This window comes from Anaerobiospirillum sp. NML120511 (assembly GCF_023050955.1).
In the GTDB taxonomy this organism is placed as follows: Bacteria; Pseudomonadota; Gammaproteobacteria; order Enterobacterales; family Succinivibrionaceae; genus Anaerobiospirillum.
Genome location: NZ_JALKIK010000007.1, coordinates 79,657 through 97,711 on the forward strand (window position 1 = coordinate 79,657; position 18,055 = coordinate 97,711).

9 protein-coding genes are annotated in these 18,055 nt (G+C 53.5%); 4 read left to right on the forward strand and 5 right to left on the reverse strand.

The window, feature by feature from the left end:
* Positions 1 to 23: 23 nt before the first annotated feature.
* The 3 genes from MXE39_RS03480 to MXE39_RS03490 all read right to left on the reverse strand — a co-directional run bounded on the left by MXE39_RS03480 (position 24) and on the right by MXE39_RS03490 (position 4,713).
* Positions 24 to 899, reverse strand: coding sequence for a carbohydrate ABC transporter permease (locus tag MXE39_RS03480; RefSeq protein ID WP_246977279.1), 876 nt, complete (start codon positions 897 to 899; stop codon positions 24 to 26).
* Between the two features lie 12 nt (positions 900 to 911).
* Positions 912 to 1,817 (reverse strand): sugar ABC transporter permease, encoded by a 906-nt coding sequence (locus tag MXE39_RS03485; RefSeq protein WP_246977281.1) that lies wholly within the window; start codon positions 1,815 to 1,817, stop codon positions 912 to 914.
* Between the two features lie 718 nt (positions 1,818 to 2,535).
* Positions 2,536 to 4,713, reverse strand: a complete 2,178-nt coding sequence (locus MXE39_RS03490; protein ID WP_246977282.1) for a hypothetical protein — start codon at positions 4,711 to 4,713, stop codon at positions 2,536 to 2,538.
* Positions 4,714 to 6,160: 1,447 nt separating this feature from the next.
* On the opposite strand from MXE39_RS03490, the gene purL reads away from it, so the two are divergent.
* The 4 genes from purL to MXE39_RS03510 all read left to right on the forward strand — a co-directional run bounded on the left by purL (position 6,161) and on the right by MXE39_RS03510 (position 14,857).
* Positions 6,161 to 10,060, forward strand: a complete 3,900-nt coding sequence (purL, locus tag MXE39_RS03495; protein ID WP_246977283.1) for a phosphoribosylformylglycinamidine synthase — start codon at positions 6,161 to 6,163, stop codon at positions 10,058 to 10,060.
* 376 nt (positions 10,061 to 10,436) lie between these two features.
* Positions 10,437 to 10,700 (forward strand): hypothetical protein, encoded by a 264-nt coding sequence (locus tag MXE39_RS03500; RefSeq protein WP_246977284.1) that lies wholly within the window; start codon positions 10,437 to 10,439, stop codon positions 10,698 to 10,700.
* A gap of 122 nt (positions 10,701 to 10,822) precedes the next feature.
* On the forward strand, positions 10,823 to 12,820 hold the full coding sequence (locus MXE39_RS03505; protein ID WP_246977285.1) for a HAMP domain-containing sensor histidine kinase: 1,998 nt from the start codon (positions 10,823 to 10,825) through the stop codon (positions 12,818 to 12,820).
* A gap of 246 nt (positions 12,821 to 13,066) precedes the next feature.
* The gene (locus tag MXE39_RS03510) at positions 13,067 to 14,857 is read left to right on the forward strand and encodes a sigma 54-interacting transcriptional regulator (protein ID WP_246977286.1); all 1,791 of its coding nucleotides are present in this window, start codon (positions 13,067 to 13,069) and stop codon (positions 14,855 to 14,857) included.
* Between the two features lie 232 nt (positions 14,858 to 15,089).
* Here MXE39_RS03510 and MXE39_RS03515 read toward each other — a convergent pair whose 3' ends face one another.
* Both MXE39_RS03515 and MXE39_RS03520 read right to left on the reverse strand, forming a co-directional pair.
* A complete protein-coding gene (locus MXE39_RS03515) occupies positions 15,090 to 17,024 on the reverse strand; it encodes an ATP-binding protein (RefSeq protein WP_246977288.1) in 1,935 nt (644 codons plus the stop codon).
* Between the two features lie 313 nt (positions 17,025 to 17,337).
* Positions 17,338 to 18,003 carry a response regulator transcription factor gene (locus MXE39_RS03520; RefSeq protein WP_246977289.1) on the reverse strand — a complete coding sequence of 222 codons (666 nt, stop codon included), beginning with the start codon at positions 18,001 to 18,003 and terminating at the stop codon, positions 17,338 to 17,340.
* Positions 18,004 to 18,055: the final 52 nt, after the last annotated feature.

Genomic DNA, 18,055 nt, shown 5'->3' on the forward strand with positions numbered 1-18,055 from the left:
GCTGCGTGGTGGCAGGGGCGCTGTTACTTGACTGCGCCTACCATGCCGGCTACGAAGTACTTCTGCATGAGGAAGAATATGGCGGCCGTAGGCAGGGTGGCTATTACAATGCCGCACATAATCATGCCAAAGTCAGGGGTGTAGGATGAGCCCATATTGGATAGCACCAGAGGTACGGTGCGCATCTCAGGAGTCTGCAGAGCTACCAGTGGCCACAGGAAGTTATTCCAGCTGCTCATGAAGGTAATGATGGCAGCGGCTGCGTAGGTAGGGCGCATTACCGGGAAATACATTTTAAAGAAGATGGCAATCTCGCTCAGTCCGTCGATACGGGCTGCCTCAAGAATGTCCTTTGGGAAGGCCTTGGTATTCTGGCGGAACAGGAAGATGAGGAATGCTGTGGCAACCAGAGGCATGACCACTGCAAAGTAGGTATCAAGCCCCAGCCACTTCCATGGCGCCAGAGGATTGCCGTCATCATCAAAGCCCATTGAGCCGAAAGTGCCAAACAGGCGGTACAGCGGAATCATCAGGGCGCAGAATGGCACCATCATGGAGACCAGCAGCACACCAAAGAGGATATCGCGCTTTTTGGACTTGAAAATCTCAAAGCCGTAGCCTGCAGCTGAGGAAATGAGCAGGGCAAAGAAAGTGGTAATCAGGGCAATAATGGCTGAATTGCCAACGGCTCTGGTAAAGCCCAGTTCAGGATTGAACAGCTTGCTCAGATTATTTCCCAGTTCGCTGCCAAAGGTCATGGTGCCCGAGTTGATGGCCACATTGGAATTGGTTGCAGCAATGAGCATCCACACAAATGGAAAGAGTGAGATGCAGGAGGCAAAGATCAGAATGGCATAGCGGATAAAGGTAACCGCAAAGTTATAGCGTGACTGTTTCATCGTAAGCCTCCTCTAGTCCTTGTCTCTTGCCAGGCGGAACTGGATCAGGGAAAGAATCACAATCAGCAGTACTACTACGAATGCTACAGCACTGGCATAGCCGAAGTTTGGTGTGAACTTGAAGCACAGATTGTAGATGTACTGGGAAATGGTTACCGTGCCGTTGGCCGGACCGCCCTGAGTGATGTTCTGTACTTCATCAAAGAGCTGGAGCGTGCCAATGGTAGAGGTAATGGTGGTAAAGAGAATAATAGGCTTGAGCAACGGTACAGTAATGGTAAAGAACTTTTTGACCGGACCTGCACCGTCGATGTCGGCAGCCTCATATACCGATGGCTCAATATTCTGCAGACCGGCCAGATAGAAGACCATGTTATAGCCTATCCAGCGCCAGGTAATGGAAATGATGATGAGCACCTTGGCCCAGAAAGGATCCGTGACCCACAAGATGGGCTGATCAAGTATTTCCCACCCCGTCATGACCGAGTTGAACATGCCATTGTTGGCGAAGATAGCTTTCATGATAAGGGAGTAGGATACCAGGGAGGTCACGCATGGCAGGAAGATGGCTACGCGGAAGAAACCTTTGAATTTAAGGTTTTTGTCATTGAGCATTACCGCAACTACCAGGGCAAAGAAGAGCATTACCGGTACCTGGATAATGAGATAGATAAAGGTATTGAACAGGGCCTTTTTGAAGGTGGAATCAACCAGCATGCGCTCGTAATTGTACAGGCCGGCAAAGCGGATATTGTTGCCAGTACCGCTGTACAGGGACATGATAAAGGCCTGAATCATAGGATAGAACACAAACTCTATGATCAGGATAGCGGCCAGGCCTACAAAGCACCAGCCCCATATGTCGTTACGCTTTTCAAGTACACCTCTGGTGTATTTGAGCTCTCTTACTTCCGACATGGAACTCTCCACACATTTTTCACTACTGCCCCTGAGCTAAATCGTGTTAGCGCCTGTCAAAGGGGCTTCCCTCAAAATGCTGCCTGGGCAGCCACTACAATTCAAGAATAACAATCATTGACAGATTTTGCAGGTCTATATGCCAAAACTGTGAGCTCAGACAAATTGTGCATGGGCACGTACACACCTTGCTACAGCCCGCATAGCGGCGTTCCTCAGGCCATCTTGCCTTAATAGTATGTAAACGTTTTTATTAAGGCACGCAGGCCATTTTTCCTGGACAAACTGATGCTGTGCAACCATGCCATAATCTGTAGCCCTTATACCTGGCGCCTGATGTTACTTGCCAGATCCGGGAGGCCTCATACCTGGCGCCTGAGGCCTTATACCTGGCCCAGAGGCCTTATGCCGCGCTTATGGTTGTGACGTGAGCGGAAGTGCGTTTGTGGCGCTGTTTCTGCGGGGCACAGTACTGAGCGCATGGCGGACACTGAGCTGACAGGTGCAGGTGGAAGCGTTTGCACAGCTGATGCTCCAGAAAAACAAAGGCCCCGTCCTTGATTGCATTGCTTCATTTCGGGACGGTGCCTGTGGTGGCCTGTGGTGTGGCCCTGGCCTGGCTTTTACCCGGGACGGTGCCTGTGGTGGGTCAGGGCCAGGCCGTTCGCAGGGCCAGGACGGCAGACGGTACGGTCAGACACTGGCAGGCGGGCAGTTATTACTTGGCCTCAAGCTCCGGGTCTACAGTCAGATCGATGTCTGAGTAATCATCCAGCTCGGCTCCATGAGGTACCGGCTCAACAGGAGGATAGTCAGCGACATCAGTGCTCTTCATGCTGTCTACAGGAGGATAGTCAGCTACATCAGTGCTCTTCATGCTGTCCACAGGAGGATAGTCAGCGACATCAGTGCTCTTCGTGCTGTCTACAGGAGGGTAGTCAGCGACATCAGTGCTCTTCGTGCTGTCTACAGGAGGGTAGTCAGCAACGTCGGTACTGCTCATGGTATTCACTGGAGGATAGGCGGCAACGTCAGTGCTGGTCATTGAGGCATCTTTCATGTGGTCATCAAGTGACATGGACTCAAGAGCCTTCAGGTCATCATGACCGCTGCCTGAAATGTCAGTATCCTGCCTGGAGGCCTGGTCCTGTTCGGCAATTACGGATGCAGGGGTAACAGCTGGATCATGTGTTCCATCCTGAGCTGCATGGTCAAGCGGAGCAGGCTCCATGTGATCATCAAGAGACATGGCATTGAGATCTTCAAGGTCGTCAATACCAATATCCTCTTCAGGCTTTGTATCGGTTACCGGAGGATAGTCAGCTACGTCAGTGCTTGTGGTGGTGGTCAGCGGAGGATAGTCAGCTACGTCAGTGCTTTTGGTGGTGTCCAGCGGTGGATAGTCAGCAACATCGGTAGAGGCATCAGATGCTGGGAGATCTGTTACCTGCTTTGTTTGGGTAACAGCAGTGCCTTTGACGTCCATGTCAATATAAACAGGACCTGTGCCTGTCATGGCTGATGAGGTTGTTGGAGGCGGATAGTTGGATACATCCATAGACTGATCATTTTCCGGAGCCAGAATTTCCCTGGCAGGTCTATTGGCTATCTGCTCCTTTAACTTTTCCTGAGAAGCCTTGTAGATATTGGTTGCATTTACCTGGGCAGCCTTGAGCGCAGCATTGACATCTTCGCCTGCCATGACTTTCTTGAGGGCCTCTTCAACAGCGTCTTCAATTTCAATGGTATGTGTGCCGTAATTAACGGCTGGAATCTTTGCTGTCCACTCTGTAAAGTGCAGTCCCAGCAGCTGATTGCCAAAGAAAGGATTTGGCTTCTGGTAGTTTGGCAGAGTGTAAATATCCTTAATTGAAGAAATAAGACCGATTTCATGGACCAGCTGGTTAATCAGATTGATATCGCTGCCAAAGGTTTTGTTAAGGAAGTCCACAGCTTCTGCAGCGTTACGGGAACGGGCATTAACAAACCACTGGGAGCCGCCCTGGTTTGAGTAGCTGGTAGCACTGGCATTTTCCATCTTTGGAATCTTAACCACACGCCACTTGCCTTTGTGCGCATCAATCTCCTCAAAGGAGGGAGTGAGCCAGCAGGAGCTCAGTACGGCAGAAACCTTGCCTTTCTGGAAAGTGGTAAGGAAATTATCCCAGCCCTTGTAGGGGACCAGCAGGCCGTTGTTGTTAAGACGCTTGAAGGTAAGCAGGCTTTCCTTGAGGGCCTCATTGTTCTCAATGGTGATCTTGCTTGAGTCTTCCATTGAGGTGTACCAGGAACCGGCAGACTGCATCATGATGCGGATTTCCTGCAGGTCGGTAGGGTCATATGGCAGGAGGGGCACGCCGGTCATGTTCTTGACCTTGCGGCCCATAAGGATGAATTTGTCCCAGGTGAGGTCTTCAAAATCGCTTAACTTGAAGCCGGCCTTTTCAAACAGGTCGATGCGTACGAACAGAGCTGTTACGCCGGTATCAAATGGAATGCCGTAAGTCTTGCCTTGAACTGTGGTTACAGCAGTCTTGTAGTCAACGTACTTTGAAGGATCGATATCAGCTGTCAGATCCTTGAGCAGGCCCGGATAGTTGACTATGAGATTACGTGAGCTGTAGTCCTCCATCAGAATAATGTCGGCCATACTGGAGTAATTACTGGTGGTAAAAGCCTCATGAATCAGGTCCAGGACCTCACCTTTCTCGTGATATTCGATGGTGAAAGTAGTGCCCGGATGATTTACACGGTAAATATCAATGGCTTTTTTAACTGCAGGAATATTAAAGTTCTCATCCCAGCACCATACTTTGAGATTACCTGCAGAGGCCTGGACAGATATGGTCATAAGCAGGGCAGCAGCCAGAGCGCTGGCGACTTTGGTTAAACGCATAATATCCCCTTTCTAAGGTATATTTTTCACTATATGAAAAGGCTGTCAGAAACGCTGGCAGCCGCATTGTTCTTCAGGTTGTTAAATACAGCGCTGTGCATTGCAGCCTGTTCCGGTTCACATCAGAGCAACTGGCAGGAACATGGTTAACCCGACTGACCTGGCATGTACAGGTTCAGTCCCCTCCGGTGACAGTTAATTCATGCATGCACGAATACGTGCAACCGCCCGTGCACCTGCCCTGGCAGCTGTGTCAGGAAGTTTTGTCAGGCATGTTCGGCCCTGACCTGTTATGAGGGGGCTGGCATGCCCTGCATGACCTGCAGCATTTGCTGGCTGCACGCACTGAGCTTGTCTGCCTGCCCTGACTGGTATTGGCAGTGGCGACCATCAGGCAGTGGTCAGATGCGGCAGATACTGTTTTCAATTGTCAGGTTCTGGTCTGATTTGAGGCCACCTCATCGCTGCTTTATCTTTCTGTTGTGCAGGCGGACCCGGTAACATTAAAATCGGTCTATTTTTCCGGATGTTGGAGCATCCGGATCTTCGGTTTGTCTAATTTGTGATTGATATGTCAGTTAACTTTGCTGTTATCTTATTGTTCTGCAAACACACTACTGCCCTGAGGCTACGGGCACTGAAGTCAGCTGAAGATAAGAGAGGTCCATTTGCAACTCAGCTGAAAAGTAAAACAGAAAGTTAACAACGTCCTAGCATGGCATAAGACAACGCTTTTGTGAGTGTATCTTGTGGCAATTCTGAGGGCTGTCTCACTAAATTTTGATCATTGCGGCTCAATTGAGTGCGCAACGGAGTGGAGACGTGATTTTCTGGACATACTGCACTCAGAGGACATACTTGTATACATCATACAACATGACTGATTAAGAATTATCAACAACATTAGTGAAATGTCCAGTCAACACAGTCACTTCGAGGGTCAGGTCAGAGTCAAAAACGAGGTATTTACGGGACTTTGTGACCAGATGTCACTTAATTTATCCGGGAGATAAACCTGGCATGATTATCCCGGGACAGCAGGGCATGCTCATGTGAGTCTGGCAATTCAGGGGTGCAGGGATATGGACAGGTGACGCACATGCACCTGGCGCAGGCCGCGCATGGAGCTGCTTGCCCGGGTGAGTCTGGCCTGGGAGTGGTGGGCCATGGCCATGTTATGGCCCAGGAAACAGGAGTGAGCGGCTATTGGATGTGGATGGGCCTATGGACGGGATGTGGGCGGGCATGGGCGCGGCTGGGCCAGGTATGGGCGCGACGGTCACGGGCCCGGATGGGCAGGGCTATGCCTGGCAATGGCATGGCATGGCATGGCATGGCATGGGGCGGGGGAGTGTGATCTGGGGCACTTTTTGTGAATAGAGAAGCCACAATTCTGATAAAATACAGCATCTTTTGTTTTTGCAGCCTTTTATTCAGGATTTTATCAATGGATATTTTACGTGGCTCTTCGGCTTTATCCGATTACAAGCTCGATAAACTGGTTCTGGCACTGGTTCAGGCAAAGGTTGAAATCGGCACCATCAGCACTGCTTATGTTCACCTGGTTGACTGCGACGGCGCTTTAACTGACAGCCAAAAAGAGGTCTTAGGCAAGATCCTGACCTATGGTCCAGTTGATGGCAGCCACGAGGACAGCGGCGAGCTTTTCCTGGTGGTTCCACGTATCGGCACCATTTCCCCATGGGCTACCAAAGCAACAGATATTGCCCACAACTGTGGTCTGAATGCTGTCCGTCGCATTGAGCGCGGTATTGCCTACTACATCACCTCACGCAGCGGTGAGAAGTTCACCGCCGAGCAGCGCGCCATCATCAACGGTCTGATTCATGACCGCATGGTTGAGAGCGTTCTGACCTCCTTTGACGATGCTGCCCGACTGTTTGGTGAGCATACTCCAGCTCCTTTCCGCCAGATTGCCCTGAGCACCGGCGGCCGTGAGGCTCTTGAAAAGGCCAATGTTGAGCTCGGCCTTGCTCTTTCAGCCGATGAAATGGACTACCTGCTTGAATCCTTCAGGACTCTGGGCCGCGATCCAAGCGACATCGAGCTGTACATGTTTGCTCAGATGAACTCCGAGCACTGCCGTCACAAGGTATTCAATGCCCGCTGGGAAATCGACGGTGTTGAGCAGGACAAGTCCCTGTTTGGCATGATTCGCAATACCTTTGAGGCCACCCCTGATTACGTACTGTCCGCTTACCGTGACAATGCCGCTGTAATGGAAGGCTCCCGTGCCGGCCGTTTCTATGCTGACAGCGCTACCCGCGAGTGGACTTTCCATGAGGAAGACATGCCTGTCCTCATGAAGGTTGAGACCCACAACCATCCAACTGCCATTTCCCCATTCCCAGGTGCTGCTACCGGTTCAGGTGGTGAAATCCGTGACGAGGGTGCTACCGGTGTAGGCTCCAAGCCAAAGGCCGGTATGTGCGGTTTCAGCGTATCCAACCTCAGGATTCCTGGCTATCTGCAGCCATGGGAGCACGACTTTGGCAAGCCTGGCCGTATTGCCTCCGCTCTGGACATCATGATTGAGGGCCCTCTGGGTGCCGCCTCTTTCAACAACGAATTTGGCCGTCCTAATCTGTGCGGTTATTTCCGTACCTACGAAGAGCAGGTCTCCAGCTTCAACGGCTGTGAAATCCGTGGCTATCACAAGCCAATCATGCTCGCCGGCGGCTGGGGTAACATCCGTCGTGAGCACATTCAGAAGGATCACATCAATCCTGGCGCAAAACTCATCGTTCTGGGCGGTCCTGCCATGGACATCGGCCTTGGCGGTGGTGCCGCTTCTTCCATGAACTCAGGCCAGTCCTCTGAGGAGCTTGATTTTGCTTCCGTACAGCGTGGCAATCCTGAAATGCAGCGCCGCTGCCAGGAAGTTATCGATGCCTGCTGGCAGCTGGGCGCCGATAACCCAATCATGTTTATTCATGACGTAGGTGCCGGTGGTCTGTCCAACGCCATGCCTGAGCTGGTATCTGACGGTGGTGTAGGCGGCCGTTTTGAGCTGCGCGCCATTCCTAATGACGAGCCTGGCATGTCTCCGCTGCAGATCTGGTGTAACGAGTCCCAGGAGCGTTATGTTCTGGCCGTTGATCCTGACAAGTTCCCTGTATTTGAGGCTTTCTGTAAGCGTGAGCGCGCCCAGTATGCCGTTATCGGTGTGGCCACTGAGGAGCGCCGTGTAGTTCTGCACGACTCACACTTCGACAACTGTCCAATCGATCTGCCTCTGGACATCCTGCTGGGCAAGCCACCACGCATGTTCAAGAAGGTAGAGCACACCACTCATTCAAGCCCTGAGTTCAATGGCAAGGGCATCAGCGCCTCCGAGGCTGCCGAGCGCATTCTGGCGCTGCCTGCCGTTGCTGAAAAGACCTTCCTTATCACCATTGGTGACCGCTCCGTTACCGGCCTTGTTGCCCGTGACCAGATGGTAGGTCCATGGCAGGTACCTGTAGCTGACGTTGCCGTTACTGCCGCCTCCTACGACAGCTTCCATGGTGAGGCTGCTGCCATGGGTGAGCGTACTCCTGTAGCTCTGCTCGACCACAAGGCTTCCGTACGCCTTGCTGTAGGTGAGGCTCTGACCAATATCGCCGCTGCCTATATTGGCGATCTCAACCGCGTCAAGCTCTCTGCCAACTGGATGTCCGCCAATGGCCACCCAGGTGATGATGCCGGTCTGTTTGATGCCGTAAAGACCCTGGGTATGGAATTATGCCCAGAGCTTGGTCTTACCGTTCCAGTGGGCAAGGACTCCATGTCCATGAAGACCTCATGGGAGGAAAATGGTGAGCAGCGCACTGTAGTTGCCCCAATGTCCCTCATCATCTCTTCCTTTGCCCGTGCCGAGGATGTGCGCAAGACTCTGACTCCTCAGCTGCGTACCGATAAGGGTGATACTTCCCTTATCTACATCGATCTGGGTGAGCGTCAGGGCCGTCTGGGCGGTTCTGCTCTGGCTCAGGTTTACCGTCAGCTGGGCAGCGTACCGGCCAACCTCGATCACCCTGCACGCTTAAAGGGGCTGTTCGATGCTGTCCAGTTCCTCAACAAGGCTGACTTAATCCTGGCCTACCACGACATTTCTGATGGCGGTCTGTTTGCTACTGTTGCTGAAATGGCTTTTGCCGGCCACACCGGTGTTCAGGTCAACCTCGACCAGCTCAACTCCGATAACCTGGCCGCTCTGTTTGCCGAGGAGCTTGGTGCTGTAATCCAGGTAAGAAACGAGGACAAGGAGAAAGTCTTAAATATCCTCTCCGGCCATGGTCTTGCCAATATCAGCCATGTCATCGGTACTGTGCGTGATGATGACCACATTGTCTTCCAGCGTGAGGGCAAGGATGTTATCAACAACACCCGTACTTACTTCAGAACTATCTGGGCTCAGACCACTTATCAGATGCAGGCTCTGCGTGATAACCCGGACTGTGCCCGTGAGGAGTTTGAAGACAAGGCTGATGAAAAGGATCCAGGTCTGTTCTGTCAGCTTACCTTCAATAATGAGGAAAATATTGCTGCTCCATTTATCAACAGTGGCAAGGCTCCACGTGTTGCTATCCTGCGTGAGCAGGGCGTCAACTCCCAGGCTGAAATGGCTCACGCCTTTACCCGTGCCGGCTTCACCGCTGTTGATGTTCACATGTCCCAGATTCTTGACGGCTCGGTCAGCCTGAAGGACTTCATGGGCTTTGCAGCCTGCGGCGGCTTCTCCTACGGTGACGTGCTTGGTGCCGGTGAGGGCTGGGCCAAGTCCATTCTCTTCAACGAGAGAGCCAGAACTGACTTTGCTGCCTTCTTTGACCGTGGCGATACCTTTGCCCTGGGCGTATGTAACGGCTGTCAGATGATGTCTACCATGCGCGACCTCATTCCAGGTGCCGAGCTGTGGCCTCGTTTTGTAACTAACAGATCCGAGCGCTTTGAGGCCCGTTTTGTTCAGGTGGAAGTTCAGAAGAGCCCTTCCATCTTCTATCAGGACATGGCCGGTTCCTGCATGCCAATCGTGGTATCCCACGGGGAAGGCCGCGCCGAGTTCCGTGACGGGCAGCACCTCAAGTCCCTGGAGCAGGCCGGTCTGGTAGCTCTGCGCTATATCGATCACTATGGCAAGATTGCTGACCGTTATCCATTAAATCCAAATGGTTCACCTGAGGGTATTACCTCTGTAACCACAGCTGACGGTCGCTTCACTGTCATGATGCCTCACCCTGAGCGTGTGGTACGTACCATTGCCAACTCCTGGCATCCAGATGACATGGGTGAGTTCAGCCCATGGATGCGTCTGTTTGCCAACGCACGCCGCTACATAGGCTAACAGCCCCAGGCGGGCCACTGGCTGGCCCCTGGCTGGCATTTGGCTGACCACTGGCTGGCCCCTGGCTGCCATTTGGCTGGCTACTGGATGGCCGCGACGGCTGGCCTGACCGGCATGGCCGCATGGCCTGGTAAGGCCGTGGCAGCGCACCAGCCTGGTGCTATGCCAGGCTGGTGCGCTGGGCCGCTTCCCTTAGCCGGACAGGATGGAATATTATCCTGCTCAGGACGGGTGCGGCTGGGAACTGCCGGGACAAAGTACGACTCTGTCGTGTTTTATCCCGGCTTTTTTGTCCCCAGGTGTATTACAGATATTGTTTTGCGACCATCACAACTTGTGACCGGTACTATAATGCTGATAAAAAAATGGCCCGACTGTGTCTTACAGCCGGGCCTTTTTTATGGCGCTGATGCCCAGTCAATGGCATAATAAGGATTTATCCGGATTTTCTGTTTTAAGTCATGCCCGGCTTTTGCCTGGTCAGACCTGGCAGCTGCACCCTTTTTTTCAGGGCGCTCTGATCTTTTCTGGACCATGGCTGCAGCAGCGCCGCTTTTTGCTTTATGGCCTGCGTATCTGTTTTGTGGGGCATGATCCTGTCATTTTCAGTGCAGCCTGGAGTATGCTGCAGCATTTATAATTTGCCCGGATGGAGTATTAACAAGGTCATGCTAACCAGTGCTCTGCCAGTACTTTTCGGTACTTATGGCGCTGACAGCAGTGGTATGGTGCGTCCTATTTTTTGCAGGTTGAAGCATTGCTATGAGTCAGACTCAGGAAAATGATTATGCTTTACTGACCGAAGTTTTCGCTCACACCGCATCAGCTATTGTGGTGGTCAACGAAAGCGGCGTGATCAGCAAGGCTAACCATACAGCTCTGGCCCTGCTCGGTGAGCCCGTTCTCGAAGGACGGCGCTGGGTGGAGGTCATTTCGCGCGTTTTCCGTCCCCGCAATGACGACGGCCATGAAATCTCCACTCGTGATGGCAGGCGCCTTCAGGTCATTACCGCAAGCCTGAGTTCAGGTCAGCTCATTCAGATGAATGATCTTACTGAGACCAGACTGCTGCAGGACAAGATCTCCCACATGGAGCGTCTGTCCTCCCTTGGCCGTATGGCAGCCAGCCTTGCCCACCAGATTAGAACTCCCCTGTCTGCTGCCATGCTCTATGCGGCCAACCTTGGCAATGCCAATCTCCAGCCTATGGCGCGCAAGCGCTTCCAGGAGAAGCTGGTATCGCGCCTTGAGGCTCTTGAGGCTCAGGTAAGCGACATCCTCATGTTTGCCCGCTCCAATGAGCAGACTGTTTCTGAAATCGACGCCCGTCAGCTGGCCGAACAGGCTGCCAGCAATGTCACTGCAGTTTTAAGCAAGGGCGGAGCCGAGCTTATTACCGAGCTGTCAGATGAAGAGATGCCGGTAATGGGTAATGCCACTGCACTTACCGGCGCTTTGAGCAACCTCATTGCCAATGCTGTTGAGGCCGGAGCTAAAAAGGTCTGTCTGCGTCTGATGCGCAGTCATGACAATGTGGTCATTTCGGTTGCCAATGACGGACCTGTAATTCCTGATGAGCTCAAAGAAAAGATTTTTGAGCCTTTCTATACCTCCAAAAGCTCAGGTACAGGACTGGGCCTTGCGGTAGTCAGCGCCGTAACCAAGGTCCACCAGGGCGTACTGACCCTGGAAAAGTGGAACGATACTTTCGCCACTGTCTTTACCATCAGCATTCCTCTGTTTAACAGTCATCAGGCCGACGCTGACGCCACGGAGGGCGTACCGGCTTCATCAGTCCCGGCTGCATCAGGTCCGGCTACAACAGCCGGTACATCCTTGGCCCATGGCGGAGCCATGGCAGCGCCAGCCGGTGTGGCAGCTGCAGCCACCGGAGCTGCAGGCAGCTCATCTGATCTGCACGCAGACGGACACAGCCAGAGCGCTCTTGAAAGCCTTGAGAAAATCGGTCCTGGCAGCCATGAGAGCAGTGGTCAGTCCATTATGGCCAGTGCTGCAGCGGCCGCGGCTGCAGGCAGCGCGGCTCTGGGAGGTTCAGCTGCAGCCGAGCTGCTATCGGCTCGGGCTGAGGCAGCTGCTGAGGTCGGCATTGGGGGCAGCGTCAGCGCTGCCGCCGTGGCCGCTGCGGCTGCCGGGGCCGCAGGCGCAGCGGCCACTGATTCTGTCGCAGCATGCGCAGCAGCTGCAGCCGATGATGACAAGGATGCTGATGACTATGAGGACGATGATGATTATGAGTCCTCAGATGATGAGTCAGATATCGAGGAGCTGTCAGATGATGATGAAGACAGCGAAGATACACCTGAGGAAGTAAGCCGCATGCATGAGAGCATGGGCTTTGTTCATGCCTCAGGTCAGGCTGCTCACCTGGAGCGTTCGGTGCTGCCGGGGGCCGGAATGCACATGCATGATGAGCATCATGCCCTTGGTCTTGGCACAGTCGAGCCTCAGGGTATGCATGAGCATCAGGGCGTGCATGAGCATCATGTCAACTTTGGTTCCCTGCCTCAGACAGCAGCAGGAATATCCAAACAGGCTGCAACAGCAGCCAACACAGCTACTTCAGAGGCCTTTGCGGCCTATGCCCGTAAACGTCAGGAGCAGGCGGCACTGCTGCGTGCCAGTGAAGCTCAGGGCGATGGCAATCATGTCACTGAGGATCCGCCTCAGGACAGTCCGCGTCATGACGGCTATACTCATGTACAGGTTGATGTTTCAGGCGGTCACAAGCTCAACAGCTGATCACGGATCAGCCCTGGTTATCAGGTCACAGTAAGATCACAGACATAAGAGAGATCTGCTCAAACGACCTGCAGGCATCAAATCCCCCCGGGCTCAGCCTGGTGGCTTGCAGGACCATGACGTCCTTGCGCCATGCGCAAGGGCGTTCAGCCCTTGACGGGTCACGGTCGGGCACAGCCTTGCCCGGGATGAGAGCCTTGCTGTATCGCAAAAGGTTTTTTATTTGTCAGAGAGAAGATTGGAAAAATGCATCAAAGTCAAATTCTGGTTGTAGATGACGATAGTCAGTTACGTGAGGCTATTGTTGATACTCTCATGCTTACGGGCTATGCCTGCATTGAAGCCAGCAATGGAGATGAGGCTCTGGCAACACTGCTCAAGCGCAATGTTGATATGGTCATTTCTGACATTCAGATGGATGGCATGGACGGCCACACACTGCTGCGCTCCATCCACGACCGCTACCCTCAGATGCCGGTGCTGCTGATGACAGCCTATGCCAATATCGACGGTGCTGTTACCGCCATGCGAGACGGTGCTATCGACTATCTGGCCAAGCCTTTTGCCCCTGAGGTACTGTTAAACCAGGTTTCCCGTTATGTGCCTGTCAAGCGCATCAACCGCCGCGAGCCTATCTGGGCTGACCCGAGCACAGGTGAGCTGCTGCAGCTTGCTGCCAAGGTAGCATCCTCAGATGCCACCGTAATGATTACCGGTCCATCAGGTTCAGGTAAGGAAGTGCTCTCCCGCTATGTGCACGACAATTCACCTCGTGCCTCAGGTCCTTTCGTAGCCATCAACTGTGCTGCCATTCCTGACACCATGCTCGAGTCCACTCTTTTTGGTTATGAAAAGGGTGCCTTTACGGGTGCCGTTCAGGCCTGTCCTGGCAAGTTTGAGCAGGCTCAGGGCGGTACCATTCTGCTCGACGAAATTACCGAAATGGACCTCAATCTGCAGTCCAAGCTGCTGCGTGTCCTTCAGGAAAAGGAAGTAGAGCGCCTGGGCGGCCGTAAGACCATTTCTCTTGATGTGCGCGTGCTGGCCACCTCCAACCGTGACCTCAAGCAGGCTGTAGCTGAAAACAAGTTCCGTGAGGACCTTTACTACCGCTTAAATGTGCTGCCACTGCGCTGGAAGCCACTTTGCCAGCGTTCAGGCGACATCATGCCTCTGGCCCGTTTCTTCCTGCAGCGTCATGCCGCCGAGAACTCCCGTGCTATTCCTGAGCTCAGCGCTGAGGCCGTAGCCCGTCTTGAGGGTTACAGCTGGCCGGGCAATGTCCGTGAGCTGGAAAACGTCATGCAGCGTGCGCTGATTATCTGCAATGGCAGCGTCATCGAGGCTGCTGACCTCATTCTTGATGAGGCTTTAAGCAGTGCCCAGCAGCAGGCTATCAGCGGTGTTTCTCCAGTACTGTCCCAGGAGCAGGCAGCTGCTGACAATGGCCAGAATCAGGGCTGGAATGGCGATCAGGCCATGGCCAGTGCGCTGAGCGGCTCTTCAGGTCAGCAGGGCGTCATGTCAGGTGGTTCACAGGGCAATGGTGCCGGCATGGTTCAGCCTCAGGACTTCAGAAACAGCGGCGGCTACGGCATGCAGTCTCAGGGCGGCATGGCTGGTCAGCCAGCAGGTCAGGGCATGGCCGCTCAGAACATGGGCGGTGTCGGCATGGGCGCCATGGGAGGCTCCTATGGCCAGCCTCAGGGCGGCATGGGATCTAACATGGGCGCAGTATCAGGTGGCATGAACGGCATGCCTGGCGGCATGGGCCAGAACGGCATGGGGCAGCCTGGCATGGGCCAGTCTGGCAGTGATGCTATCATCAGCTCCTCCATGGATATGGTACGCAACCAGAAGATCCCAAGCTCTCTGGGCGGCGAGCTCAAGCAGCAGGAATATCAGATCATCCTCGATGCTCTGATTGACTGCCGTGGCAACCGTCAGGCCGTAGCTGAGAAGCTGGGTATCAGCCCACGTACTCTGCGCTACAAGATTGCCCGTATGCGTGAAGAGGGCATGATTATCCCAAGCTAAAGCCCGACAGCTGACAGCCCCATAGCCTCGCCGGCACAGCCGGCGGCCCCAGGGGGACAGTAAGCACAAGGCAAAACAAAACGGCCACCAGCAATTACTCTGGTGGCCGTTTTGTTTTTTGGGCCGCTCAAGCCCCCAGTCCGGGTGCAGTGCAGCGCTCCTGACCGGGCCTTGGCCCTGTGGGGCAGACCATGGTCAGCTGAGCTGACGGGCCGCATCAGCGGCCGCTGGCTCAGGCACTGGCAGCCGGCTGGTTATGGCCCTCGGTGCTGTCATGGTCAGCACTGTCAGCCGCGACTGGCTGTGCTGCGGCGGCGTCAGCCGGAGCAGCCGCGCCAGCGTCAGACGGTGCGGCGGCATCGGCGGAGGCGTCAGCGTCGGTTGGGGTGGACAGGGCGGTCATCACTGAGCTGCTGCGTTCGTGTTCACGGCGGTTGGCTTCTAGCAGGGCCTCGTGCTTGCGCCGGTTTTCCTCGCGCAGCTCACGCAGTTTGTCTTTGTAGAAGGTGATGCTGAATACTGTGCCCTGGTTTAAGTGGGAAGTAATCTTGATCTTTCCGTGGTGGTAGAGCACTACGCGCTTGACTATGGACAGTCCAAGGCCGGTGCCGCCGGTCTGGCGGGAGTGGGACTTGTCGACGCGGTAGAAGCGCTCAAAGACGCGGTGCTGCTCCTCAGGGGCAATGCCTATGCCTGTGTCAGCTACCGAAATCATGTACTTGTTACTGGTGGTATGCAGGGTAATGGTTACGCTGCCGTTTTCACGGTTATAGCGTATGGCATTGTCTACCAGATTGTAGATCAGCTCATAAATGTAGCGGTTAACAGCCACCATCTTGATGTCATCGCCACGGATCTGCAGCTGGACATTACGCTCCTGAGCCTTCTCCTGGAGGTTTTCAAAAACCTCATGGGCAATGCTGGTAATGGAGAGATCCTCCATAATGGACAGCTGACCCTCATCAAGGTGTGACAGGAAGATAATGTCCTCAATCAGAGTCTTAAGACGGGAACTCTGCTTGTGGATACGGCTGGCAAAGTGCTTGATGTCATCGCTCTGCACAAAGCCGTTGGCCATCATTTCCGAGTAGCCAATTATTGACTGCAGCGGAGTCTTGAGCTCATGGGAGACATTGGCAGTAAATTCCTGACGTATCTGCTCAGTGCGCTTCTTTTCGGTGACATCAAAGATGATGAGCACATAGCCAAGGCAGACGCCATTGTCGCTGATCTTGGAGAAACGGATATCGTAATCGCGGCCGTCACGGACAATGGAGCGGGTCTGACGCGGATCAGTTGCAGCAAGGGACATCATCTCCTGCATGTACTCAGAGTTGTCTATGGACTTGTAGCTCTGATTGATGCAGTTTTCCTTGGTGACATCGAAGATCTTGCGGGCAATCTTGTTGATTGAGACTATATTGCCTTTGGCATTGAGCACTACCAGACCGTCACTCATGCTCTTGGTAATGGCCTGAAATTCATTGGTCTTGATGCGCAGCTCGTGGAACTGTTCATCAATTTTATGCTGCTGCATTCCTATGCGCCACAGAAAAGGCTGCAGCTCGGTATAGGTGTGGTTGCCCGGATCAGAGAGCGAGCGGATATCGTTGAGATTGACCCTGTTAATAGGCTCGATAATGGAGCGTGATAGCAGAGTAGCCACGTAATAACAGCCTCCAGTCAGCATTATCATCATGAGAATAAGGAAGATGGTAAAGCGCTTGGTGTACAGGTACAGGGAATCAGAGGTAAATGACAGACGCAGTACCTGACCTGAATCGAGCTTGATGGCGTGATAAAAGGTCTGCTTTTGCAGGGTGTCGGAAAAGCGCTTGGATGTGCTGTAGCCGGTATGGAGCGCGGCCTCGACCTCGGCACGGTTTAGATGGTTGTCGAGATTTTTCTCTTCCACCTCAGAGTCGTAAAGAATGGTGCCATCGGAGTTGATAAGGGTAATACGCACCCACTCGTAATCGATACCGTCCCTTAAAAAGTCCCAGCCATGCTTGTTGATGGCGGTGGAGATAATGGTGCCGAAGTTCTCAAGATGCTTAATCTCGTCCTGGGTCTTGAGAAACTGATGAATGAGTACAGCAGCAGCTGACAGGGCCAGCAGCAGTCCTACTGAAAGCTTAAGAAAAGCATGAAAGATCTTCTTGCGCACTTTAGATTCCTTGTCCGGCTGTTCCGGCCCGGCAGCGGGCATGCGATCCGCTGCCCGGGCATACTCCTTCAGGCAGCCAGACTTGAAGTCAGACGCCTGGGCCTGCCCCGGCTACGAGGAAACGGGCAGGCATGTGCATGGCCGGGGCATGCGCTGCGCAAAAGAGCTGATTCAGCGCGGTGCCAGCGCGCAGCAGCGGCGGGCTGGGTCATGCGTGTTAAAAAAAGCCTGGCTTCGCTAAGAAGTGAAGCTCAGGCTTGGGAATATTCTGTTTGAATCAGTATGGTGGTGTTACTGATGAAAACAAGTTCAATCAGTATTCAAGTTTGTAACCGACACCACGGACGGTTTTAATCAGATTGGCACTCTCGCCCAGCTTGGAGCGCAGAGTACGGATATGCACGTCTACAGTACGGTTCTCACCGTCATAGTCATGACCCCAGATAAGATCGAGGATTTGCTCGCGGCTGTAGACACGTCCCTGATGCTTGAGCAGCAGGGCCAGAAGTTCGTATTCCTTGTAGGTAAGCTCAACCACACGGTTGTATTCCTTGACCACGTGGCTGTTTTCATCGAGGCTCAGAGGGCCTGCAGTCAGGCTCTTAGGCTCTTCTTTCTTGTAGCGGCGTAATACGGCCTTAACACGGGCCACCATTTCCATCATGGAGAAAGGCTTGGCCAGGTAGTCATCAGCACCCAGATCAAGGGCCTGAATCTTCTCGATTTCTGCACCACGGGCAGTGGCCATGATTACCGGCAGATCGCTGGTCTTTGCCTGGCGCTTGATGATCTTGAGCAGCTCCACTCCATCGTAGTCTGGCAGCATGACATCAAGCATGATAAGTGATGGCTTATGATTTTCCAGAGCCTTGAGAAAGCTCTGGCCGTCTTCAAAACCACGTGCCTCAAAGCCCATGGAGTGAAGGGTATAAAGGACAATCTCACGGATGCTGTTATCGTCTTCTACATAAAAGATCATAAAAAACCTCAAAATTCAGGCTCACGGTCCTGATCAGCCACAGCGGTACCTG